Origin of the sequence: Nissabacter archeti (assembly GCF_018257325.1) — a bacterium.
Lineage (GTDB): Bacteria > Pseudomonadota > Gammaproteobacteria > Enterobacterales > Enterobacteriaceae > Chimaeribacter > Chimaeribacter arupi.
Genome location: NZ_JAERKB010000005.1, coordinates 262,451 through 284,305, shown reverse-complemented (window position 1 = coordinate 284,305; position 21,855 = coordinate 262,451). Strand labels below are relative to the sequence as shown.

Here is a 21,855-nt window from a genome sequence, read left to right as displayed (position 1 = left end):
CGGCGTTGTGTACGCCATAGCCGGGCAGCCGTTGATTGTCGCATAACCCTTTGAGACGGCATCCTTCATCCCATGAATACACACGCGCAACTCTCCTCTCTGGCCTGCACGCTGGGCAACCTGATCCGCATCGGCACCGTGTCGGAGGTCGATTTGGCCGCCGCCCGCTGCCGGGTGACGGCGGGCCAGAACATCACCATCTGGCTGCCCTGGCTCACCGCCAGGGCGGGCCGCACCCGCAGCTGGTGGGCACCCTCGGTGGGCGAACAGGTGCTGCTGCTGGCCATTGGCGGTGATTTAAACACCGCCTTTGTGCTGCCGGCGGTGTTCTCTGACGCCAACCCTGCCCCCTCCGCCTCCGCCGACGCCGTGCACCTGGCCTTCCCGGACGGCGCAATGATCGAATATGAACCGGAAACCGGCGCGCTCCAGGTGAAAGGCATCACCTCCGCCACCGTCGAAGCCAAAGAGGCCGTGTCGGTAACGGCAGAGACCATCACCGCCGACGCCCGTAACAGCGTCACCGTGACGGCCCCGCAGATCCGCTGCGTGGCATCGTCGCGCATCACGCTCGACAGCCCCGAGGTGGTCTGCACCCAGAAACTGACCACCGCCACGCTGGCGGTGCAACAGGGCGGCACGCTGACCGGCAACCTGACGCACAGCGGCGGCACGCTCAGTTCCAACGGCATCGCCCTGCACAGCCACCGCCACGGCGGCGTGTACCCCGGCGGCGCCCAGACCGGAGGCCCGCAATGAACCAGGCCACGTACCTCGGCATGAACCGCACCAGCGGCGGGGCGATTGAGGATCTCGACCACATCCGCCAGTCGGTCAGTGACATTTTGCAAACCCCGCAGGGGTCACGCGTGATGCGCCGCAGCTACGGCTCGCTGCTCTCCACGCTGATTGACCAGCCGCAGAACGACACCCTGCGGTTACAGATTATGGCCGCCTGTTATAGCGCGCTGTTGCAGTGGGAGCCGCGCATCACCTTAACCGCCATCACGTTCACCCCCGGCTATGACGGGAAGATGGTCGTCGAGCTGACTGGCACCCGCCGCGATACGGCGATGAACTTTTCCCTGAGCATTCCTGTGAGCTGACCCCTATGGCGACGATTGATTTAAGCCTGCTGCCCGCCCCCGATGTGGTGGAGCCGCTGGACTATGAAACCCTGTTCGAGGCGCGCAAGACGGCGCTGATTTCGCTGTTCCCCGTGGAGCAGCAGGAGGCGGTGGCGCGCACGCTGTCGCTGGAGTCTGAGCCGCTGGTGAAACTGGTGCAGGAGAACGTCTACCGTGAGCTTATTCTGCGCCAGCGGGTCAACGACGCCGCCCGCGCCGTGATGGTGGCCTACGCCAACGGCAGCGATCTCGACCAGCTCGCCGCCTACACCAACGTGCAGCGGCTGGTGCTGGAACCGGCTGACCCGACGGCGGTGCCGCCGAAAACCGCGGTGATGGAGTCTGACAGTGATTTCCGCCTGCGCATCCCGCAGGCCTTTGAGGGGCTGAGCGTGGCCGGGCCGAGCGGCGCGTACGAGTACCACGCGCGCAGTGCCGATGGCCGGGTAGCAGATGCTTCCGCCATCAGCCCGGCGCCGGCGGAAGTCACCGTGACGGTGCTGTCACGCGAAGCGGATGGCCACGCCGGCGATGAGCTGCTGGCAATCGTGCGGGAGGCGCTGAACGACGAAGACGTGCGCCCGGTCGCCGACCGCGTGACGGTGCAGTCCGCCACCATTGTGCCCTACCAGATTGAGGCGGTGCTCTACCTGCTGCCGACGCCGGAAGCAGAGCCTATCCGCGCGGCGTCCCTGCAGCAACTGGAGGCCTACATCAATGACCAGCGCCGCCTGGGGCGCGACATCCGGCTGTCGGCAATTTACGCCGCGCTGCATGTGGAAGGCGTGCAGCGGGTAGAACTCGCCTCGCCTGTCGCTGACATCGTGCTCGACAAAACCCAGGCATCGCTCTGCACCGCCTATTCGCTGACGGTGGGAGGCTCCGATGAGTGATCGCCTGCTGCCCGCCGGCTCCTCCTCGCTGGAAGTGGCGGCGGCTGCGGCGCTGGCGGCGCTGGAACAGGTGCCGGTGCCGCTGCGCGAACTCTGGAACCCGGACACCTGCCCGCTTGCGCTGCTGCCCTACCTGGCCTGGGCCTTCTCCGTGGACCGCTGGGACGAAAACTGGACGGAAGAGGCCAAACGTTCGGCGGTGCGCAGCTCCTGGTTCGTGCACAAACACAAAGGCACGATTGGCGCGCTGCGCCGCGTGGTGGAGCCGCTGGGGTATTTGATCCGCGTGCGGGAATGGTGGCAGACCAACGAGCGGCCGGGCACCTTCCGGCTGGACGTCGGCGTGCTGGAGACCGGCATCACTGCGGAGATGTACCAGGAACTGGAACGGCTGATCAACGATGCCAAGCCGGTGAGCCGCCACCTGATTGGCCTCTCCATCAACCTGGATGTCACCGGCTCGCTGCCGGTCAGCGTCGCCAGTTATGACGGCAGCGAGCTGACCGTTTACCCCTATTACCCTGAAAACATCACCGTGTCCGGCCTCGCCATTACCGGCTCTGCGGTCCATATCATTGACAATGTGAGAGTGAATTATGACGGCTAAATATTATGCGCTTCTGACCAACCTGGGCGCGGCGAAACTGGCGAACGCCACTGCGCTGGGCACCCAACTGAGCCTGACCCAGATGGCCGTGGGCGATGGCGGCGGCACCCTGCCGACGCCTGACCCGGCGCAAACTGCGCTGAAAGGCGAGAAACGCCGCGCGGCGCTGAACTCACTGAGCGTGGACGCCGCCAACCCGAACCAGATTATTGCCGAGCAGATTATCCCGGAGGATGAAGGCGGTTTCTGGATCCGTGAAATCGGCCTGTATGACGACAGCGGCGTGCTGATCGCCGTCGCCAACTGCCCGGAGACGTACAAACCGCTGCTTCAGGAAGGCAGCGGCCGCACCCAGACAGTGCGGATGATCCTGGTGGTAAACAGCACCGACGCCGTGACGCTGAAAATCGACCCATCGGTGGTACTGGCGACGCGGGAATATGTTGATAACCGGATCATTGAAGTCAAAGCCTACGTTGACGACCAGCTGAACAAACACATCGCCGCCGAGAACCCGCACACGCAATATCTGCGCATCAACCAGTCCCTGGCCGAGATCAAAGCCCTCGGCCCGCAGGCGGTGGACGCGGTTCTCGCAAACCTTGGTTTGACAGAACACCTGATTCCGGTGGGTGTGCCGCTGCCCTGGCCGGGCGCAGTGCCCCCTGCCGGCTGGCTGAGTTGTGACGGTGCCGCCTTCGACAAAGCGCATTTTCCGCAACTGGCGCAGGCGTACCCGTCCGGGAAATTACCAGATTTACGCGGCGAATTTATCCGCGGCTGGGATAATGGTAGAGGGGTGGATCATGGAAGGGCGGTGTTAAGTTGGCAGGCGGATGAGTTTTTATCGCATAACCATTTGGCACCTACATCTGATGGTTCAAAACCTGGTACACCTGGTAGCACAGCAGAGGTACCCGGGCAATTATCTGGTGATCTATACCTATCCTATGATTATGGATACGCAGCCCCAACCAGTTCAACCGGAGGCTCAGAAACCCGCCCACGTAATATTTCCTTTAATTATATTGTCAGGGCGGCTTAATAGGCTATTTGGCCAGTCTGAATTAATGTTCAGGCTGGCTTTTTTCATTATTAGTCAGGTCAAGAAAATGCAGGGACGCGGTTCTCGCAAACCTTGGTTTGACAGAACACCTGATTCCGGTGGGTGTGCCGCTGCCCTGGCCGGGCGCAGTGCCCCCTGCCGGCTGGCTGAGTTGTGACGGTGCCGCCTTCGACAAAGCGCATTTTCCGCAACTGGCGCAGGCGTACCCGTCCGGGAAATTACCAGATTTACGCGGCGAATTTATCCGCGGCTGGGATAATGGCAGAGGGGTGGATCATGGAAGGGCGGTATTAAGTTGGCAGGGGCATGAGTTTTTATCGCATAACCATATATCGCCAACAGCAGATAATTCTCCTCCAGGTAGCGGGATACTAGAAGTGCCTGGGCAAACTTCAGCTAATCACCAAGGATATGATTACGCTCCTTCAGCGCCAACCAGCTCAACTGGAGGGAATGAAACCCGCCCGCGCAATGTTTCCTTCAATTACATTGTCAGGGCGGCTTAATTGGCAATTTGGCCAGTCTGAATTAATGTTCAGGCCGGCCTTTTTCATTATTAGGCATATTCCCAAACAACAATAATGCCATTCATACCCGGCAGGCCAACCTGGGCTGTTGTTAAAGCGTGCCCATTAGCGCCTGAGCTTCCAGCACCATACCCATAGGCAGTTCGGGCACCCGGACTTGTGGGGGCGTGACCTCCAATGCCAAATGGGCTGCATCCGCCCGCTCCAGCCAAGGGGGCATCCTGATTTAACACAAGGCCATTACCCCCCGCTTCGCCAGCCAGAGAAACCAATATTTCACATTGAGGGGATATAGTAGGAGGTACAGTATTATGTCCGTTAGCCGAAGAGGTTCCAGCCCCTGTCAACACCCGGCCATGACCGCCCCCTGCACCACCCGGACAATTAATTAAATTACCAAAGAAGGTATTTCCTCCATTTATACCTGGCATACCAATGTTTGGTGCACCGCCGCCTTCTCCAATTGATAATATGACAGAAGAAAAAAGCGCTTTATCTGTTATACGAACTTTCGCGTAGGCCCCTGCGCCGCCACCTGATCCGGCAGCCGCTTGCCCGGCGGGTACATCAGGCACATTTCCACCGCTTCCTCCCCCAGCTTGGGCTTCTACAATAATCGACTTCACCCCCTCACCCGGCGTATACGTCCCATTTTTGGTGAAGCGCCGGACATTCAACAGACGTCCTGAAAATTTCGCTTCCCCCAAACCAAGGTTTTCGAGACCCCCTCCCCCCATTTCCCTGATCCTTTCCGCCCGCCGCTGTGGCACTCTTCCGCGCTTATTCAGGAGGAAGATGATGCTTATTGGCTATATCCGCGTATCAACAAATGACCAAAATACCGAACTCCAGCGGCAGGCGCTGATCAGCGCACATTGTGACCAGATTTTTGAAGATAAAATAAGCGGAAAAACCCTGGCGCGCCCCGGCCTGAGGCGGGCGCTGAACCGGCTTTCCGCCGGTGACACCCTGGTGGTGTGGAAGCTTGACCGCCTTGGCCGCAGCGTTCGCCACCTGATTACCCTGGTCAGTGAACTCAATGCGAAAGGCATCCACTTCCGCAGCCTCACCGACAGCATCGACACCAGCACGCCGATGGGGCGCTTCTTCTTCCATATCATGAGCGCCCTGGCGGAGATGGAACGCGAGCTGATCATCGAGCGGACCCTGGCCGGGTTACAGGCCGCACGGCTCGAGGGGCGTATCGGCGGCCGGAAAAGGAAGATGACCGGGCCGGTGCTGGCGCAGGCGAAACGGCTGCTCGCCAACGGTGCCTCCCTGCAACAGACCGCGCTGGTGCTGGATGTCTCGGTGAAAACGCTCTACCGCTACATCCCCGCGGCTGAACAGCACCAATTAAAAAACAGCGCCCCGCTGCCCGGTTAACCCCGGCGGCACGGGCGGCCTGTTGTGCCAGCGCCCGGACGCCGGGGAGTGGATGCAGAGCGCCTCTGTGCGCGTCATGCTGGCGCCACCATCCACTACAGAGAGAGTCAACCTGATGGCTGATTATCACCACGGCGTGCGTGTTGTCGAAATCAACGACGGCACCCGCGTTATTTCCACTGTTTCTACCGCGGTCATTGGCCTGGTCTGCACCGCAGACGACGCCGATGCCGCGCTGTTCCCGCTCAATACCCCGGTTCTCATCACCGATGTGCTGGCCGCCAGCGGCAAAGCCGGCAAAACCGGCACCCTGGCCCCGGCGCTGCTCGCCATCGCTGACCAGTGCAAACCCGTCACTGTTGTGGTACGCGTTGCGGCCGGTGCAGATGAGGCGGAAACCACCAGCAACCTCATCGGCGGTTCCGATGAAAACGGCCGCTATACCGGCATGAAAGCCCTGCTCTCCGCCCAGGCGGAACTGGGTGTGAAACCGCGCATCCTTGGCGTGCCGGGGCTGGACTCCCAGCCGGTGGCCACCGCGCTGGCGGCCATCTGCCAGCAGTTGCGCGCGTTCGGCTACATCAGCGCATTCGGCGCCAAGACCCTGACAGACGCCACAAACTATCGCAAAAACTTCAGCCAGCGCGAACTGATGGTGATCTGGCCGGACTTCGTCAGCTGGAACACCACCATCAGCCAGGCTGACACCGCGTACGCCACCGCGCGTGCGATGGGCCTGCGGGCGAAAATCGACCAGGAAACCGGCTGGCATAAAACCCTGTCGAACGTCGGCGTCAACGGCGTGACCGGCCTCTCCGCCAGCGTCTTCTGGGACTTGCAAGCCACCGGCACCGATGCCGATCTGCTGAACCAGGCGGGCGTCACCACGCTTATCCGCAAAGACGGCTTCCGCTTCTGGGGCAACCGCACCTGCAGCGAAGACCCGTTATTCGCCTTCGAAAACTACACCCGCACCGCGCAAATCCTGGCGGACACCATGGCCGATGCGCACATGTGGGCAGTGGACAAACCGATGACCCCGTCCCTGATCCGCGACATGATCGAGGGCATCAACGCCAAAATGCGTGAAATGCGCACCGCGGGCTACATCATCGACGGCAGCTGCTGGTATGACGACGCCGCCAACACCCCTGAAACCCTGAAAGCAGGCAAGCTGTATATCGATTACGACTACACGCCGGTTCCGCCGCTGGAAGATCTGACCCTGCGCCAACGCATCACCGATAAATACCTGGTGAACTTTGCCGCCTCTGTGAACAGCTAAGGAGACTGAGTCTTATGGCATTCCCAAGAAAACTGAAATACCTGAACCTGTTTAACGACGGGAACAGCTACCTGGGCGTGGTCTCCTCGCTGACCCTGCCGAAACTGACCCGCAAACTGGAAAACTACCGCGGCGGCGGCATGTCCGGCGCCGCCGCCATCGACTTCGGCCTGGATGACGACGCGCTGGCGCTGGAGTGGACGCTGGGCGGCATCGATGAACTGGTGCTGCAACAGTGGGGCAGCAGCACTGATGTGCCGCTGCGCTTTGCCGGCGCATTCCAGCGTGATGACACCGGCGAGGTCTCTTCCGTTGAAGTGGTGATGCGCGGGCGCCACAAAGAGTTTGATTTTGGTGAGTACAAACAGGGTGAAGAGACAGAAACCAAAATCTCTACCCAGTGCACCTATTTCAAACTCACCATTGATGGTAAGGCCCTGATTGAAGTCGACACCCTGAACATGGTGGAGATCGTCAACGGCGTTGACCGCCTGGCCGCCCAACGCACTGCCATCGGCCTGTAATATTCAGTTTATAACGATCAGTTTATAACCCCCTGCGTTTTATACCCCCAGATGCCAGTGCTATGCGCTGGCCTTTTTTCCCGGAAGAGAGACGTCATGAACACTACGAACGATAACCTGGTTACCCTGAACAGCCCGCTGGCACGCGGCGAGAGCGAAATCACCCAGATTGAGGTGATCAAACCCACCGCCGGCGCGCTGCGCGGCGTCGGGCTGGCGGCGGTGGCCAACGCGGATGTAGACGCGCTGATGATTGTGCTGCCGCGCCTCACCCTGCCCTCCCTGACCAAAGAGGAGTGCTCACGGCTGGACGTGGTGGACCTGGTGGCGCTGGCCGGCAAGGTGATCGGTTTTTTATCGCCGACATCGGCCCGGTAAACGCGCCCGCCTCACTGACGGTGGATGACCTGATGGCGGACATCGCCGTGGTCTTCCACTGGCCCCCTTCTGAAATGAACCCGATGCCGCTCGGCGAGCTTCTGCGCTGGCGGCATAAAGCCCTGCAACGGCACGGAGTCCCTGATGAGTAACAGCGAAAACCCCGGCGGACAGGATGAGCGCGCACTGAATGAGGCGCTTAATCGCCTGGCGCGGCAGGCCCAGGCCCAACAGCTGAAAGAGATGCTGGCCGCACGGGCCGAAACGGTGGCGGCGCTGGGCAGCCAGATTGATGACTACAGCAGCAAAGCCCTGGCCGCAGTCAGCACCGTTAACAGCGTATTTGCCCCGGCAATCACGCTTGAACAACAATTTTCCGGCACCCAGGCCGCCCTCGGTTTAGGTGCCGATGCCCCACAACTTGCCGCCCTGCGCACTCAGGCGGGTGATCTGAGCATCTCAATGGGCATCAATGCCCAGGAAATTGCCGAACTTCAGACCAGCCTGGCGCAATCCGGTGCAGATGCCGATGCCATTCTCAACACCACGGCCCCGGCGCTGAATCTGTCGGCGATAAGCGGGCTGAAGGCGGAAGAGAGTGCCGGCATCCTGACGGATCTGCAATCCGCCTTTGATGCGCCCGACGATGCCGGTGCCGCTATGGCGGATGCGCTGACCCAGGGCGCGCGTGAGGCCGGGCTGAGTATTCAGGCCTTCAGCGATGCAATGAATACCGTGGCGCCGCAGGCTAAAGCAGCCGGGGCTGGTTTTGCTGAAACGGCGGCGATAGTGGCCACGCTGGCACAACACGATGTCTCACCAGAAGGTGCCGGTGCCGTATTGGCCCGTTTAAAAATGTCCCGCCCGGCACTCGATGCCCTGGGCGTGCAGCAAACCGATGCGGCCGGCCAGCCGCTGCCGATTACCGACGTGCTGAAAGGCATCAACGAGGCATTTGCCCGCCAGCAGCTCTCACCCGCCCAGCAATCCGCCTCACTGATCGCGCTGTTCGGCAAACAACAGGCCGCCGGCGTCGGGGTGCTGGTTGCCGCCGCCGGTGAGAGAACGTTGGCGCTTCCCGCCGAAACCGCCGGTGCCGCTGCACGCGGGGCTGCCCTGCAACAAGACAACAGCAATGGCGATCTGCAAAAACTTTCTGCTGCCGGCAGCGCGGTGCTCAGCACCGTTTTCAGCCAGCAGGATGAGAGCTTGCGCGCTCTCATCCAGACCGCCACTGACTGGATGAGCACATTGAATCAATGGATACAGCAAAACCCGCAACTCAGCGGCACGCTGATGACACTGGTCGGTGCGGTCACGCTGATTGGCGGCGCACTGGGCACATTGGGCGGGGTGTTTGGCCCGGTATTCAGCGGCATCAGTATGTTAATGAGCGCGGCTTCGCTGCTTGCGCCGGCATTCACCACGCTGGGCGGCGTAATTGCCGGCGCATTTGGCGTGGCCTCTGCACCGTTACTGGCGATTGTCGGCATCGCCGCGGCCGTGGTCGCCGCCATTGTCGGCGGCGCGCTGCTGATCCGGAAATACTGGGAGCCCATCAGCGCCTTTATGGCCGGTGTTGCCGAAGGGTTCAGCATCGCGTTCGCGCCAGTTAAAGAGATGTTTGCCCCGCTGGCACCTCTGTTTGAGGGCATCGGCAACACGGTGAAATCCCTTTATAACGGTTTCATGAACTTCCTGACGCCGATCAAACTCACCAGTGAAGGCCTTGGCCAGGTCAGCGCCGCCGGGAAAAATTTTGCCGAGTTTTTGTTGGCACCGTTGAAAACCGCATTGCAGTTGATGAATTCACTGGGCGATGGCGTGGACTGGGTACTGGAGAAACTCGGCCTGGCGAAAAAAGGCAGCGAGAACCTCAGCCTTCCATCAGGCGACACGGCAACGCCGGGCAGCCTGTCTGTGGTGCCGCCGCTTACCCATGTCACGCCGTTAATGAGTGGCGGGAATACAGTAGCGGCTGATAACCGCACCTTTACCCAGCATATCCAGCTTAACCTGCCGGAAGGGCAACCTGTCGATCCAATGGCGCTCCAGCGTCAATTGTCGGAAGCGTTTAACCAGCAGAACCAACAGCAATTTATTGCCGGGCTTAATCATTTTTAACAGGAGTTCGTATGCTGATGACCCTGGGCATGATGGTGTTTAAACTCCAGACACTGCCGTTTAAGACGATGGCCCACAAAGCCACATTCCGCTGGCCGACAAACTCTCGCGTGGGCGCCCGCCCAGCCGCGCAGTTCCTGGGGCCGGATGCCGAAACCATCACCCTCTCCGGCACCCTGGTGCCGGAGGTGACCGGCGGCCAGCCTTCATTAATGGCGTTACAAGCGATAGGCCAGTCCGGCTGCGCATGGCCGCTGATCGCCGGCAATGGATTGATTTACGGGATGTATGTAGTCAAAGAGATTTCCGATACGCATAGCGAACTGACGGCCAGAGGAGAGCCTCAAAAAATTGATTTCACGCTCACCCTCCAGCGTATTGATGAAAACCTGGTAGCAATGTTCGGCGATCTGGCGGCCCAGGCCAAAGCCCTGCCGGGCAAAGCGGCCGGTACCCTGAGCAAACTGGGAGGATAAGATGGCTCCATTGACCACGACGCTGGGCACGCCGCTCGGCCCAGATTTCACCCTGACGCTGGACGGCAAAAACATCAGCGGGCAGGTACGGCCGCGGCTGATCAATTTGAAAGCGACGCTGAACCGCGGCACCTTAGCTGATACTGTTTCCCTCGATCTGGATGATTCGGATGGCGAGTTAGCATTGCCCACGCGCGGCAAAATTTTGCTGGCATCCCTTGGCTGGCAGGGTCAACCGCTGACTTTATTGGGGTCGTTTATTGTCAACACCCTCCAACACAAAGGCGCGCCGGATATATTGACCATTACCGCCAGCAGTGCAGATTTCAGCGGCATCTTAAGTGAAACGCGTAAAGAGAGTTACTTTGACGGCAACACAGACCGGACGACGCTGGGTTCAATCGTTAAGATTATCGCAGCGCGCAACGGCCTGCAGGCGAGTATCGCGCCGGAGCTTGCCGAGCTTACCGTTATCCGCGCGCATCAAACGGATGAGACAGACATGGCCTTTCTCACCCGGCTGGCGCCGCAATATGGTGCCATTGCCGATATCAAATACGGGACATTAATGCTGCTGAAGCCGGGTACCGGCCGCTCTGCCTCCGGAGTGCCTCTCCCGCCTGTGGTGATCTCACGGAACCAGGGGGATAAGCACGATTTTTCCCTGGCTGATCGCACTATTTATACGGCAGTGGAAGCGAGCTGGCTGGATATTAACGGTGCGCAACAAAAAACCATGCCGACCCTGTCGGTTCCGACAGCACAAAGTGCGGGGCAGGCCTACATCCGGGAGGGCGGCAAACAGAAAATTGATAAGCTTCCGCGGATCTACCCGGATGAAGCCAGCGCGCGGCTGGCCGCGCAGGCCAGGGTAGAGAGCCTGCAACGGCTTTCCGCGACCATGAGCATTAAGCTGGCCTCCGGGCGGGAAGATCTGGTACCGGAAACGCCGGTCACCCTGGCGGGGTTTAAATCTCAATTTAACGAGGTGCGCTGGATTATTACAAAAGTGGAGCACAATCTCGGTGCTGAGGGATTTACGACCATCCTTGCCCTGGAAACTGCGCCATAAAGTGTGAAGTTACGGCCATCACAAACTTGCATTTGCAAGCATTGACTTACATCAGCAACCCGGTGATATACTTCTGGCCCCCACCGAGATGCAGAGAAAGCCAGAGATGATGAAATGTCCGTTGTGCAAACACACGGCGCACGCGCGTTCGAGCCGGTACTTAAGCGATGCGACCAAGGAGCGTTACCACCAGTGCACCAACATCAACTGCGGCCACACATTTAAGTCGCTGGAAACCATCACCGACGCGATCATGACACCCGGCCGCGTTAACCCGGTGCCCTTTCACCCAAAAGGGAAAGCCTCCCCGGCCGCGGAACCAAAACCGCGCCCCTGATGCGCCTCACCTGCGCTGCTGCTGACTCAGCCCCCAGCCACTGATGCACGTCATGAGGCTGATATTTCCCTCCCCCAAGCCTGCCCCGCGCAGGCTTTTTTCTTCCCTGAGCTTCCTCTTTGTAGCCATTCCGTAGACACAGGCATAAAAAAAGGGGCTAGCCCGTGGCTAACCCCTTCATATCTATTAACTTTTGGATGCAGCGTTAGCTGTATCTTAGTTAAGACGCTCTTTAATACGAGCAGACTTACCAGTACGCTCACGCAGGTAGTACAGTTTGGCTTTACGAACGGCGCCGCGGCGTTTCACAGTAATGCTGTCGATTACTGGGGAGTGAGTCTGGAATACGCGCTCAACACCTTCGCCGTTAGAAATTTTACGAACAGTGAATGCAGAGTGCAGACCGCGGTTACGGATGGCGATAACCACGCCCTCGAATGCCTGCAGACGTTTTTTGCTACCTTCAACGACCCATACCTTCACTTCCACGGAATCACCCGGACGGAATGCTGGTACGTCTTGCTTCAGCTGCTCTTGTTCGATTTGCTTAATAATGTTGCTCATAATATGTCTCTTACCCTAGGTAAACTGATATATCGGGAAAATCAGCCGCAGCTAACGTTTCCCTTAATAGTCTGGTTGACTGGCCCGGTGTTCCTTTTGGAACTCGGCCAGCAACACCTGTTGCTCGTCAGTCAGAGCTAGGCTTTCCAGAAGTTCAGGTCTTCTAAGCCAGGTGCGGCCCAGCGACTGCTTTAAACGCCAACGGCGTATCTGAGCATGGTTGCCCGACAGTAAAACCGGCGGTACTTCCATGCCTTCCAACACTTCAGGGCGGGTATAGTGAGGACAATCCAGCAAGCCATCTGCAAAAGAATCTTCTTCTGCAGAACCCTGATGACCCAGTACGCCCGGAATAAACCGGGAAACAGAGTCAATCAGCGTCATGGCCGGCAGTTCGCCCCCGCTGAGAACGTAATCACCGATTGACCATTCTTCGTCAATCTCGGTTTGGATGATCCGTTCATCAATCCCTTCATAGCGGCCACACACCAGAATCATCTTCTGATTTGACGCCAGCTCACGCACGCCCTCTTGATCGAGTTTGCGCCCCTGAGGCGAAAGATAGATAACCTTGACGCCCTCGCCTGCCGCTGCTTTTGCTGTCTGAATCGCTTCCCGTAAAGGTTGCACCATCATCAGCATACCGGGGCCGCCGCCGTAAGGGCGATCGTCCACAGTGCGATGCCGGTCGTAGGCGAAGTCACGCGGACTCCAGCACTGTACGCTCAGCAGGCCATTTTTAACTGCCCGGCCAGTTACCCCGTAATCGGTGATGGCGCGGAACATGTCAGGAAACAGGCTGATTATACCGATAAACATTTGCCCATCCCTATGCTGCCGTTCCACTCATCTTTTCCGGTCAAATCGGAGGTCAAAAACCAGGATCCCAATCTACTTCAATCACTTGAGCAGTGAGATCGACTTTCTTGATAACCTGCCCATGAAGAAACGGAACCAGCCGCTCCTTCATGCCGAATGCATCTTTCAGGTTTGCCCGCACGACCATCACGTCGTTTGAGCCGGTTTCCATCATGTCGATGACTTTACCCAGCTCATACCCGGTTGTGGTGATTACCTGGCAGCCCATCAGGTCTTTCCAGTAGTAATCATCCTCGCCCAGAGGCGGCAATTGCCCAGAATCCACGACGATTTCGCAATTCGTCAGCAGATTCGCGGCATCCCGATCGTCAATGCCTTTGACTTTGATGATCAGATCCTGACTGTGGCGCTTCCAGTCTTCCAACTCAACAAGCTGCCACTTACCGGCCTGCTGGATAAACCAGGGCTGATAGTCAAAAATGCTTTCGGCGTTTTCGGTGGATGAAAACACTCTGAGCCAACCACGAATGCCGTAAGTAGACCCCATTTTACCGAGTACAATCGGCTGCGTAGGTGCTACCGGTTTGAGTTGCTTGCTCATCGTTGCCACCGCGACAGATTAAGCTGCTTTCTTAGCGTCTTTGATCAGCGCGTGAACGCGATCAGAAACGGTAGCACCCAGACCCAGCCAGTGCTCAATACGGTCCAGATCCAGACGCAGTGCTTCAGCCTGACCAGACGCGATTGGGTTGAAGAAGCCTACGCGCTCGATGAAACGACCGTCACGCGCATTGCGGCTGTCGGTCACTACTACTTGATAGAACGGACGCTTTTTCGCGCCGCCACGTGCCAAACGAATTGTTACCATAACATCCTCTTTAGTTAATAAAACAGCCGGGCCCCATTGAGGGAACGGGGCCCGGGTGCAATATAAAAAGCCCGAAAATTTTACTCATTTTGGCGCAAAAAGCAATCTAAAGCGTACAAAGTTGCTGTGCGCCGCTGTAAATAAATAATCCGGGGTTAACGACCAGGGAAACCAGGCGGCATCATGCCTTTCATGCCACGCATCATTTTGGCCATGCCGCCCTTCTTCATTTTCTTCATCATGCGCTGCATTTCGTCAAACTGCTTCAGCAGCCGGTTGACGTCCTGCACCTGCATCCCCGCGCCCAGCGCGATACGGCGCTTGCGTGAGCCTTTGATAATTTCCGGCTTGGCGCGCTCTTTCAGCGTCATTGAGTTAATGATCGCTTCCATCCGCACCAGAACCTTGTCATCCATCTGCGATTTGACGTTGTCCGGCAGTTGACCGGCGCCCGGCAGCTTGCTCAGCATACTGGCCATGCCGCCCATGTTACGCATCTGTTTCAACTGTTCCAGGAAGTCGGTCAGATCGAAACCGTCGCCCTTTTTCAGCTTGGAGGCCAGTTTTTCCGCCTGTGCACGGTCAACTTTGCTCTCAATATCTTCAATCAGCGACAGCACATCGCCCATGCCCAGAATGCGGGAAGCTACGCGATCGGGATGGAACGGCTCCAGGGCTTCGGTTTTCTCACCCACACCCAGGAATTTAATCGGCTTGCCGGTGATATGGCGGATAGAGAGCGCGGCACCGCCACGGGCATCACCGTCTACTTTGGTCAGCACCACGCCGGTCAGCGGCAGCGCTTCATTAAAGGCTTTCGCGGTGTTGGCAGCGTCCTGGCCGGTCATCGCGTCGACCACAAACAGGGTTTCTACCGGGTTAATCGCGGCATGTACCTGTTTGATTTCGTCCATCATCGCTTCGTCAACGTGCAGGCGGCCTGCGGTATCGACGAGGAGAACGTCATAAAACTTCAGCCTGGCCTGTTGCAGCGCACGGGTGACGATATCCACCGGCTTTTCCTGAGCATCGGACGGGAAGAAATCCACGCCCACCTGCTCGGCCAGGGTTTCCAGCTGTTTAATCGCCGCCGGGCGATAAACGTCCGCGGAGACCACCAGCACTTTTTTCTTGCGCTTTTCGCGCAGGAATTTACCCAGTTTACCCACACTGGTAGTTTTACCTGCACCCTGCAGGCCGGCCATCAGCACCACGGCCGGTGGCTGGGCGGCCAGATTGAGTTCAGAGTTAGCCTCGCCCATGGCATTCATCAATTCGTTTTTAACGATTTTGACGAACTCCTGGCCCGGCGTCAGGCTCTTGTTAACCTCAACCCCAACCGCACTCTCTTTGACACGGTTGATGAAGTCACGCACGACCGGCAGCGCAACATCCGCCTCCAGCAGCGCCATGCGCACTTCACGCAGGGTCTCTTTGATATTCTCTTCGGTCAGCCGCCCGCGGCCGCTGATATTGCGCAGTGTGCGCGACAATCGATCAGTTAAATTATCAAACATCGTCTCTTGCTCAACGTAATGACAGGCCGCCTTGGCGACACAATGGCGGGATTATAACACGAAGTCCGGGCGATCTCTGCCCCGCCGTAGGGGAACGGTTGGAGCGTGACGCCGCTGACGTTATACTGACCCTCTGACTTATTTTTTGATACCCGACGACACCTTATGCCGATTCCTGCCTTCGTGGCCATGATTGCCTACTTGCTCAGCCTTGCGCTGATTCTTCCCAGCCTGGTGCGGCAACAGAGTGGTTTCCGCCGCCTGGCGCTGTTCTGCGCGGCCGTGGCGCTGGTTAGCCATGCCATTGCGCTGGAGCAGCGTATTTTTGGCGTCAATACCGGCCAGAACCTGAGCCTGGTCAATATCGGCTCAATGGTCAGCCTGATTATCTGTACCGTGATGACGATAGTCGCCTCGCGTAACCGCGGCTGGTTTTTGTTACCAATTGTGTATAGTTTCGCCTTGATTAACCTGATTTTTGTCGGGTTGTTACCCGGTGAATTTATTACCCATCTAGAGTCCAGCCCCGGCCTGCTGGTGCATATCGGGCTGGCGCTGTTCTCTTACTCCACGCTTATCATCGCGGCGCTGTATGCCTTCCAGCTCGCCTGGCTCGACTATCTGCTGAAGAATAAGCGCCTCTCTTTTGCCTCTGATATGCCGCCGCTGATGACCATTGAGCGTAAGCTGTTCCACATTACGCAGGTCGGCGTTGTGCTGCTGACGCTGACGCTGTGCACCGGCCTGTTTTATATGGATAACCTGTTCAGCAAGGAGAACGTCCATAAGGCGGTGCTGTCGATCATGGCATGGTTTGTCTATGTTGTTCTGTTGTGGGGGCATTACCATGAGGGCTGGCGCGGCCGCCGCGTAGTCTGGTTCAGCATGGCCGGTGCCGTCCTGCTCACCCTGGCTTACTTTGGCAGCCGGCTGATTCAGCAGATCATGATAGGCTGATATATCGTCATCTGAATTTTTTATACTCCCCTGCCGGGGAGTTCACACTGTTATAAGGAAGACCGCGTTGGAGCACGTCTCTACAGGCACCCTGATTATCACACTGATCATTATGATCATTGTTTCCGCTTACTTTTCTGCCTCTGAAACCGGCATGATGACGCTCAACCGCTACCGGTTACGCCATCAGGCCAAACAGGGGAACCGGGCTGCGCGCCGGGTGGAAAAACTGCTTCAGCAGCCTGACCGGCTGATAAGCCTGGTACTGATCGGGAATAACCTGGTCAATATCCTGGCCTCCGCGCTGGCGACCATTGTCGGGATGCGGCTGTACGGCGATGCCGGGGTCGCGATTGCTACCGGTATCCTGACCTTTGGCGTGCTGCTGTTCGCCGAAGTCTTGCCAAAAACCTTTGCGGCCCTTTACCCCGAGCGCATTGCCTTTCCGAGCAGCCTGCTGCTGATGCCGCTGCAAAAAATCATGCTGCCGCTGGTCTGGTTCCTCAACACGCTGTCACGCCTGCTGATGCGCCTGTTCGGCATCAAAAGCAATGTTCACCTGAGTGATGCCGTCAGTAAAGAGGAGTTGCGCACCATTGTGAATGAGTCCCGCTCCCAGATTTCACGCCGGAATCAGGACATGCTGCTGTCGGTGCTGGATCTGGAAAGTGTGTCGGTGAATGACATCATGGTGCCGCGCAATGAGATTGTCGGCATTGATATCAATGATGACTGGAAGTCGATCATGCGCCAGCTCACGCACTCACCGCATGGCAGGATTGTGCTTTACCGTGAGTCACTTGATGACGTCATCGGCATGTTGCGCGTGCGCGAAGCTTACCGCCTGATGACCGAGAAAAAAGAGTTTAATAAAGAGAACCTGCTGCGTGCCGCCGATGAGATCTACTTTATTCCTGAAGGTACGCCGCTGAATATCCAGCTGGTGAAGTTCCAGCGCAATAAGGAAAAAGTCGGCATTGTGGTGGATGAATACGGTGACATTCAGGGTCTGGTCACGGTAGAAGACATCCTGGAAGAGATCGTGGGTGATTTCACCACTTCGATGTCCCCGACGCTGGCGGAAGAGGTAACGCCGCAAAGCGATGGCTCCGTTCTGATCGAAGGCAGTGCCAACGTGCGTGAGCTGAATAAAGCGTTTAACTGGCGCCTGCCGGCAGAGGATGCACGCACCATTAACGGGATGCTGCTGGAAGTGCTGGAAGAGATCCCACCGGTGAATACCCAGATCCGGATAGAGAACTATGATATCCAGATCCTCGACGTGCAGGACAACATGATTAAACAGGTACGGGTTACGCCGATACAACCGATCCGCGCCAGCGTCGAACAACACTGAGTCCCTGGCCTCAGCCCATACACCTCAGCCATAAAAAAGACGCGATAAACGCGTCTTTTTTGTCACTGAAACCTGCTGAGACTAGATGTGCAGTTCGTGCAGCTTCTCTTTCGGCAGGGCCAGGTCATCATTGTGGTTCACCACCACATCGTGATCCAGGATATGACGCGCAATCTCCTGCGCTTCTTCCAGGGAGTGCATCTGGTACGTGCCGCACTGATACTCGTTCAGTTCCGGAATGGCGCGCTGGTCAGAGACTTTCAGCACATCGGCCATCGCCGCTTTCCAGGCATCCGCCACACGCTGCTCTTCCGGCGTACCAATCAGGCTCATGTAAAAACCGGTACGGCAACCCATCGGTGAAATATCGATAATCTCTACACCGTCACCGTTCAGGTGATTGCGCATGAAGCCGGCGAACAGATGCTCCAGCGTATGGATACCGCGCTCCGGCATCACTTCCAGATTCGGCCGGCAGAAACGCAGATCAAACACGGTAATGGTATCGCCATGAGGTGTATGCATCGTTTTTGCGACACGAACGGCAGGAGCGGCCATCCGGGTATGATCTACAGTAAAGCTATCCAACAGGGGCATCGTGTCACCTCCTCTAAGAAAAAAGATATTTTTAGCGAATTCAGGAAACCTTTTCGCAGTGGGCGGGTCTTAATAAGTGAAAGACGCGCATTTGTTATCATCATCTCTGTTATCAGCGATGTATATTTGGCCACAGTGACTGTGGCCTTTTTCTTTTAGTTTCCGCCATTTACCTTCGACAGAAACTCATCAAAGCTCAATGTGTCCTCAGCTTCCATCGCTGCCTGCCGCTGCAATGAGGCTTGCTGTTCTGCTGCAAGCTTTTCATCAGTGAGAATTTCCAACGGTTCTTCACTCAGCATCTGACGGTACTGTTCAGCCAGTGCCAGCCCGACGCCTTTCAGGCCATTCTCTTTCATAGCCTGCAATATCCGGGCGGAATATGTCAAATCAGGATCATCAAATGATGCAACCAGCTCATCACAGGTTCCCTGATACTGGCGATCGCCATTGACCTTATCCAGCACTTCAGCCACACGACGTAAATCCGCAAACAGTGATTTGCCGACCTCAACCAGTGGCTCAAACGATTCCTCGCAGCCAATGCCGATGGTCTGGCCCGGCTTACGCCCTTCCAGGATCACCCGGTTCCAGTTCTTACGGGTGCACAGCAGTTCATCACTGCTCATCTCCGGCGCATCCGCCAGCGCACACCAGATCAGGAACAGATCCAGGAAACGGGCCTGGGTAATATCGACCCCAACCGGGGAGAACGGGTTGATGTCCAGCGAACGCACTTCAATATACTCAATGCCGCCACGCATCAGGGCATCAGACGGCGTTTCACCGCGACGGGTAACGCGTTTCGGACGAATCGGCGCATACAGCTCATTCTCAATCTGCAATACATTGGTATTCAGTTGCAGATAACGGCCGTCGCGCTTTAACCCCATCGCCGCATACTCTTCAGAAGGCGTGCGAATCGCTTTCTTCAACCCTGCCACATAGGTATTAAGATCGTTGAACGTAATACCGAGATTGCTCTGCGATTTATTGGTATACCCCAGGTCGCTCAGGCGCAGTGAGGTGGCATAAGGCAGGTAACACATGCCTTTTTCATCACGCTCAAAAGGTAATGCACTCTCCCGCCCTTTCAGGAACGAGGAGCAGATCGCCGGCGATGCCCCAAACAGGTAAGGAATCACCCAGCCAAAACGGTAGTAGTTACGGATCAGGCTGAAATAGCCTGCCGAAATCGCCTCTTTGCCGCTTTCCGCATCTTTTACGCCCAACCGCGCCTGCCAGAAAGAGAGCGGCAGCGAGAAGTTATAGTGAACGCCGGAAATGATTTGCATCAGGGCGCCGTAGCGGTTTTTCAGCCCCTCGCGGTACAGGGTTTTCATCTGCCCGATATTGGAGGTGCCGTATTGCGCCAGCTCGATATCCTGCTCGTCACCGACAAAGCAGGGCATACTCAGCGGCCACATCCGCTCTTCGCCCAGCGTGCGGGCGGTGTGCCGGTGAATATCACGCAGGAATGTCAGCAGATGATCAATGTCGCCATCTACCGGCGTGATAAATTCTAACAGCGTTTCCGCAAAGTCCGTGGTAATCCACTCATGCGTTAATGCTGCCCCCAGGGATTCAGGATGCCCGGTGCTGGCCAGTGAACCATCTGCATTCACCCGCAGCGTTTCACGTTCGATGCCGCGGCGGATGCCTTTAATTGCCTGAGGGTGCGCTTCCAGCCATGAAAGTGCTTTGGATACGTCCGGGATCAAATCGACCTCCCGCTCTCAAAAAACGATAACGTGTAAGCAGAGTCGCCAGCTTGCCCCAGGCTGTTTGTTCTGTTTAGTGCCACCAGGACAACCCCTGTAAAGTCAGATAAGCCAACACCAGATAACGGATGCCTTTACCCAGGCAGAGACATAACGTTACCGGCAGCCAGGGCATACGCAGCCAACCTGCAAACACACATAACACATCGCCGACTACAGGCACCCAGCTGAGCAACAGCGCAGCCGGCCCAAAGCGGGTCAGCCAACCGAGGGCGAGTTTATGCCCCCGCTGGGCTGACATCGCCGGTAGAAAGCGTCCTATTACCACATTCGTCAAGCCGCCCAGGGTGTTGCCTGCCGTTGCAGACACCACCAATGCTGCCGGTGCGGTATCGCCGGCAGTTAATAACGCGACCAACAGAATTTCTGAATTTCCCGGCAACAAGGTCGCACTGAGAAAACTACTGCCAAATAATGACGCAATAGCCAGCGCGTCACTCACAAAATACGCACATCGACATAGGCCATATTGGCGCGTTTTGCCGCTTCAATGCCGAAGTCCGCGTCTTCAAATACCACGCACTTCTCAGCGGGAACGCCCATAAGTTCGGCACAGCGTAAAAAAGTATCCGGCGCAGGCTTGGGGTTGCTGACATCATTGGCGCCGACAATCACCTGAAAACAGTCACGCAGCCCAAGATGCCGCAACAGGGCATCAGCCATGCTGTGCTCGCTGCCGGTGCCTACCGCCATCGGGCGGCGGCCATGATATGCTTTGACGACGTCAATCAACGGCAGTGGCCGGACGCTGTCAAACAGCATCTCTTTCACGGCGGCGGTTTTCTCTGCCGCCAGCTGATAGGCATCCAGCGTAGACTGATGCGCATCAATAATCGCCTGGGCAACCCGCCAGGTGGGTGAGCCATTCAGTGCCGTCAGGACATCTGCGTCATAGTGCATGTCATATTTCGTCAGCACATGGTGCCAGGCCTTGCGGTGAGTCGGTTCGGTATCCAATATGGTGCCATCCATATCAAATATCAGTCCTTCGTAACGATCGTACATCGTGTACTCCGCATTCACTGAAAAAGAGAAAAACTACTTTAGCGTAAAGTCTTTTGAATGTCGCATGTTGGTTAATTAGCGGTAACGAAGTGGCACAGACAATCAATCAACCGCAAAACCTGGCGCATGAAAAATTCCCTATAAAACATAAATCAACTGACGTGCGTGTTGAGAACTGATGGTTTAATCACCGCTTAACACGATGAATTTTCGGAATAAACAGGGCAGAGAAACGGTTAAGCGAACCGGGGTAATAGAGGCGCAACCGGGGCAGGAAATAGATCACCGCAGACGTAAACGGATAAAGAAGAGAATCTGTGTTTATACGCAAAGAAATGGGGAACAGGCGTTAATCGCAAGCCAGCGAAAACAAGCAGCGTCAGAAAGCGAGCATAAACAGAAAGTGGGGGTATTAACGTGTTGCCTGGCGCGGGGACAGAATAGGAACAGGATAGAAACACATCGGAAAAACGAGAGAGGGAGACGAATAAAGGAAATTATCTGAAGAAGATGGTGCATCCAGGAGGATTCGAACCTCCGACCGCTCGGTTCGTAGCCGAGTACTCTATCCAGCTGAGCTATGGATGC

Annotated in this window: 27 protein-coding genes and 1 tRNA gene; 17 read left to right on the top strand and 11 right to left on the bottom strand. The window is 57.1% G+C overall.

Annotated elements, in window-relative coordinates; translation table 11 throughout:
• The first annotated feature begins 72 nt into the window (after window positions 1-72).
• The 6 genes from JK232_RS08885 to JK232_RS08860 all read left to right on the top strand — a co-directional run bounded on the left by JK232_RS08885 (window position 73) and on the right by JK232_RS08860 (window position 4,199).
• Window positions 73-759, top strand: coding sequence for a phage baseplate assembly protein V (locus tag JK232_RS08885; RefSeq protein WP_072933699.1), 687 nt, complete (start codon window positions 73-75; stop codon window positions 757-759).
• A complete protein-coding gene (locus JK232_RS08880; protein ID WP_212589073.1) occupies window positions 756-1,106 on the top strand; it encodes a GPW/gp25 family protein in 351 nt (116 codons plus the stop codon). Before JK232_RS08885 ends, JK232_RS08880 begins: the two co-directional genes overlap by 4 nt.
• 5 nt (window positions 1,107-1,111) lie before the next feature.
• A complete protein-coding gene (locus JK232_RS08875; protein ID WP_212589072.1) occupies window positions 1,112-2,020 on the top strand; it encodes a baseplate assembly protein in 909 nt (302 codons plus the stop codon).
• Entirely contained in the window at window positions 2,013-2,627 is a 615-nt protein-coding gene (locus JK232_RS08870; protein WP_072933692.1) for a phage tail protein I, read from the top strand. The genes JK232_RS08875 and JK232_RS08870 overlap by 8 nt, the downstream gene beginning before the upstream one ends.
• Window positions 2,617-3,672 (top strand): phage tail protein, encoded by a 1,056-nt coding sequence (locus tag JK232_RS08865; protein WP_212589071.1) that lies wholly within the window; start codon window positions 2,617-2,619, stop codon window positions 3,670-3,672. Before JK232_RS08870 ends, JK232_RS08865 begins: the two co-directional genes overlap by 11 nt.
• Window positions 3,673-3,791: 119 nt before the next feature.
• Window positions 3,792-4,199 carry a phage tail protein gene (locus JK232_RS08860; RefSeq protein WP_338086304.1) on the top strand — a complete coding sequence of 136 codons (408 nt, stop codon included), beginning with the start codon at window positions 3,792-3,794 and terminating at the stop codon, window positions 4,197-4,199.
• Between the two features lie 50 nt (window positions 4,200-4,249).
• Here the strand turns inward: JK232_RS08860 and JK232_RS08855 are convergent, their stop codons facing one another.
• On the bottom strand, window positions 4,250-4,957 hold the full coding sequence (locus tag JK232_RS08855; RefSeq protein ID WP_476739373.1) for a glycine-rich domain-containing protein: 708 nt from the start codon (window positions 4,955-4,957) through the stop codon (window positions 4,250-4,252).
• A 61-nt stretch (window positions 4,958-5,018) separates the two neighbouring features.
• Here JK232_RS08855 and JK232_RS08850 point away from each other — a divergent pair, with 61 nt between their 5' ends.
• The 9 genes from JK232_RS08850 to JK232_RS08810 all read left to right on the top strand — a co-directional run bounded on the left by JK232_RS08850 (window position 5,019) and on the right by JK232_RS08810 (window position 11,802).
• Window positions 5,019-5,606, top strand: a complete 588-nt coding sequence (locus JK232_RS08850) for a recombinase family protein (RefSeq protein ID WP_212589084.1) — start codon at window positions 5,019-5,021, stop codon at window positions 5,604-5,606.
• Between the two features lie 115 nt (window positions 5,607-5,721).
• Window positions 5,722-6,891: a phage tail sheath protein gene (locus tag JK232_RS08845; RefSeq protein ID WP_212589083.1), complete on the top strand. Its 1,170-nt coding sequence runs from the start codon at window positions 5,722-5,724 to the stop codon at window positions 6,889-6,891.
• Window positions 6,892-6,905: 14 nt separating this feature from the next.
• Entirely contained in the window at window positions 6,906-7,415 is a 510-nt protein-coding gene (locus JK232_RS08840; RefSeq protein WP_072929045.1) for a phage major tail tube protein, read from the top strand.
• A gap of 96 nt (window positions 7,416-7,511) precedes the next feature.
• The gene (locus tag JK232_RS08835; RefSeq protein ID WP_072929043.1) at window positions 7,512-7,793 is read left to right on the top strand and encodes a phage tail assembly protein; all 282 of its coding nucleotides are present in this window, start codon (window positions 7,512-7,514) and stop codon (window positions 7,791-7,793) included.
• A gap of 20 nt (window positions 7,794-7,813) precedes the next feature.
• Complete coding sequence (locus tag JK232_RS08830; protein ID WP_241522906.1) at window positions 7,814-7,945, top strand: GpE family phage tail protein; 132 nt, start codon at window positions 7,814-7,816, stop codon at window positions 7,943-7,945.
• Entirely contained in the window at window positions 7,938-9,917 is a 1,980-nt protein-coding gene (locus JK232_RS08825) for a phage tail tape measure protein (RefSeq protein ID WP_212589068.1), read from the top strand. Before JK232_RS08830 ends, JK232_RS08825 begins: the two co-directional genes overlap by 8 nt.
• An 11-nt stretch (window positions 9,918-9,928) precedes the next feature.
• Window positions 9,929-10,393, top strand: a complete 465-nt coding sequence (locus tag JK232_RS08820) for a phage tail protein (RefSeq protein ID WP_072929039.1) — start codon at window positions 9,929-9,931, stop codon at window positions 10,391-10,393.
• 1 nt (window position 10,394) lies between these two features.
• On the top strand, window positions 10,395-11,465 hold the full coding sequence (locus JK232_RS08815) for a contractile injection system protein, VgrG/Pvc8 family (protein ID WP_212589067.1): 1,071 nt from the start codon (window positions 10,395-10,397) through the stop codon (window positions 11,463-11,465).
• 106 nt (window positions 11,466-11,571) lie between these two features.
• Window positions 11,572-11,802: an ogr/Delta-like zinc finger family protein gene (locus JK232_RS08810; protein WP_212589066.1), complete on the top strand. Its 231-nt coding sequence runs from the start codon at window positions 11,572-11,574 to the stop codon at window positions 11,800-11,802.
• Between the two features lie 216 nt (window positions 11,803-12,018).
• Here JK232_RS08810 and rplS read toward each other — a convergent pair whose 3' ends face one another.
• The 5 genes from rplS to ffh form a co-directional block, all read right to left on the bottom strand.
• Window positions 12,019-12,366 (bottom strand): 50S ribosomal protein L19, encoded by a 348-nt coding sequence (gene rplS / locus JK232_RS08805; protein ID WP_072929033.1) that lies wholly within the window; start codon window positions 12,364-12,366, stop codon window positions 12,019-12,021.
• Window positions 12,367-12,429: 63 nt separating this feature from the next.
• Window positions 12,430-13,185, bottom strand: a complete 756-nt coding sequence (gene trmD, locus JK232_RS08800; RefSeq protein WP_101829379.1) for a tRNA (guanosine(37)-N1)-methyltransferase TrmD — start codon at window positions 13,183-13,185, stop codon at window positions 12,430-12,432.
• A gap of 52 nt (window positions 13,186-13,237) precedes the next feature.
• The gene (gene rimM, locus JK232_RS08795) at window positions 13,238-13,786 is read right to left on the bottom strand and encodes a ribosome maturation factor RimM (protein ID WP_072929028.1); all 549 of its coding nucleotides are present in this window, start codon (window positions 13,784-13,786) and stop codon (window positions 13,238-13,240) included.
• An 18-nt stretch (window positions 13,787-13,804) separates the two neighbouring features.
• A complete protein-coding gene (rpsP, locus tag JK232_RS08790; protein ID WP_072929026.1) occupies window positions 13,805-14,053 on the bottom strand; it encodes a 30S ribosomal protein S16 in 249 nt (82 codons plus the stop codon).
• Between the two features lie 155 nt (window positions 14,054-14,208).
• Entirely contained in the window at window positions 14,209-15,570 is a 1,362-nt protein-coding gene (gene ffh / locus JK232_RS08785; RefSeq protein WP_072929024.1) for a signal recognition particle protein, read from the bottom strand.
• A 165-nt stretch (window positions 15,571-15,735) separates the two neighbouring features.
• Here ffh and JK232_RS08780 point away from each other — a divergent pair, with 165 nt between their 5' ends.
• Entirely contained in the window at window positions 15,736-16,527 is a 792-nt protein-coding gene (locus JK232_RS08780; protein WP_072929022.1) for a cytochrome C assembly family protein, read from the top strand.
• A 67-nt stretch (window positions 16,528-16,594) separates the two neighbouring features.
• Window positions 16,595-17,884: an HlyC/CorC family transporter gene (locus tag JK232_RS08775; RefSeq protein WP_072929020.1), complete on the top strand. Its 1,290-nt coding sequence runs from the start codon at window positions 16,595-16,597 to the stop codon at window positions 17,882-17,884.
• A gap of 81 nt (window positions 17,885-17,965) precedes the next feature.
• On the opposite strand, the gene luxS is transcribed toward JK232_RS08775, so the two are convergent.
• The 5 genes from luxS to JK232_RS08750 form a co-directional block, all read right to left on the bottom strand.
• Window positions 17,966-18,481 (bottom strand): S-ribosylhomocysteine lyase, encoded by a 516-nt coding sequence (gene luxS, locus JK232_RS08770; protein ID WP_072929018.1) that lies wholly within the window; start codon window positions 18,479-18,481, stop codon window positions 17,966-17,968.
• A 155-nt stretch (window positions 18,482-18,636) separates the two neighbouring features.
• Window positions 18,637-20,202, bottom strand: a complete 1,566-nt coding sequence (gene gshA, locus JK232_RS08765) for a glutamate--cysteine ligase (protein ID WP_072929015.1) — start codon at window positions 20,200-20,202, stop codon at window positions 18,637-18,639.
• Window positions 20,203-20,275: 73 nt separating this feature from the next.
• A complete protein-coding gene (locus JK232_RS08760) occupies window positions 20,276-20,704 on the bottom strand; it encodes a YqaA family protein (RefSeq protein ID WP_072929013.1) in 429 nt (142 codons plus the stop codon).
• Window positions 20,701-21,267: a fructose-1-phosphate/6-phosphogluconate phosphatase gene (gene yqaB / locus JK232_RS08755; RefSeq protein ID WP_072929011.1), complete on the bottom strand. Its 567-nt coding sequence runs from the start codon at window positions 21,265-21,267 to the stop codon at window positions 20,701-20,703. Before yqaB ends, JK232_RS08760 begins: the two co-directional genes overlap by 4 nt.
• A 511-nt stretch (window positions 21,268-21,778) precedes the next feature.
• Window positions 21,779-21,855 (bottom strand) — tRNA-Arg (locus tag JK232_RS08750).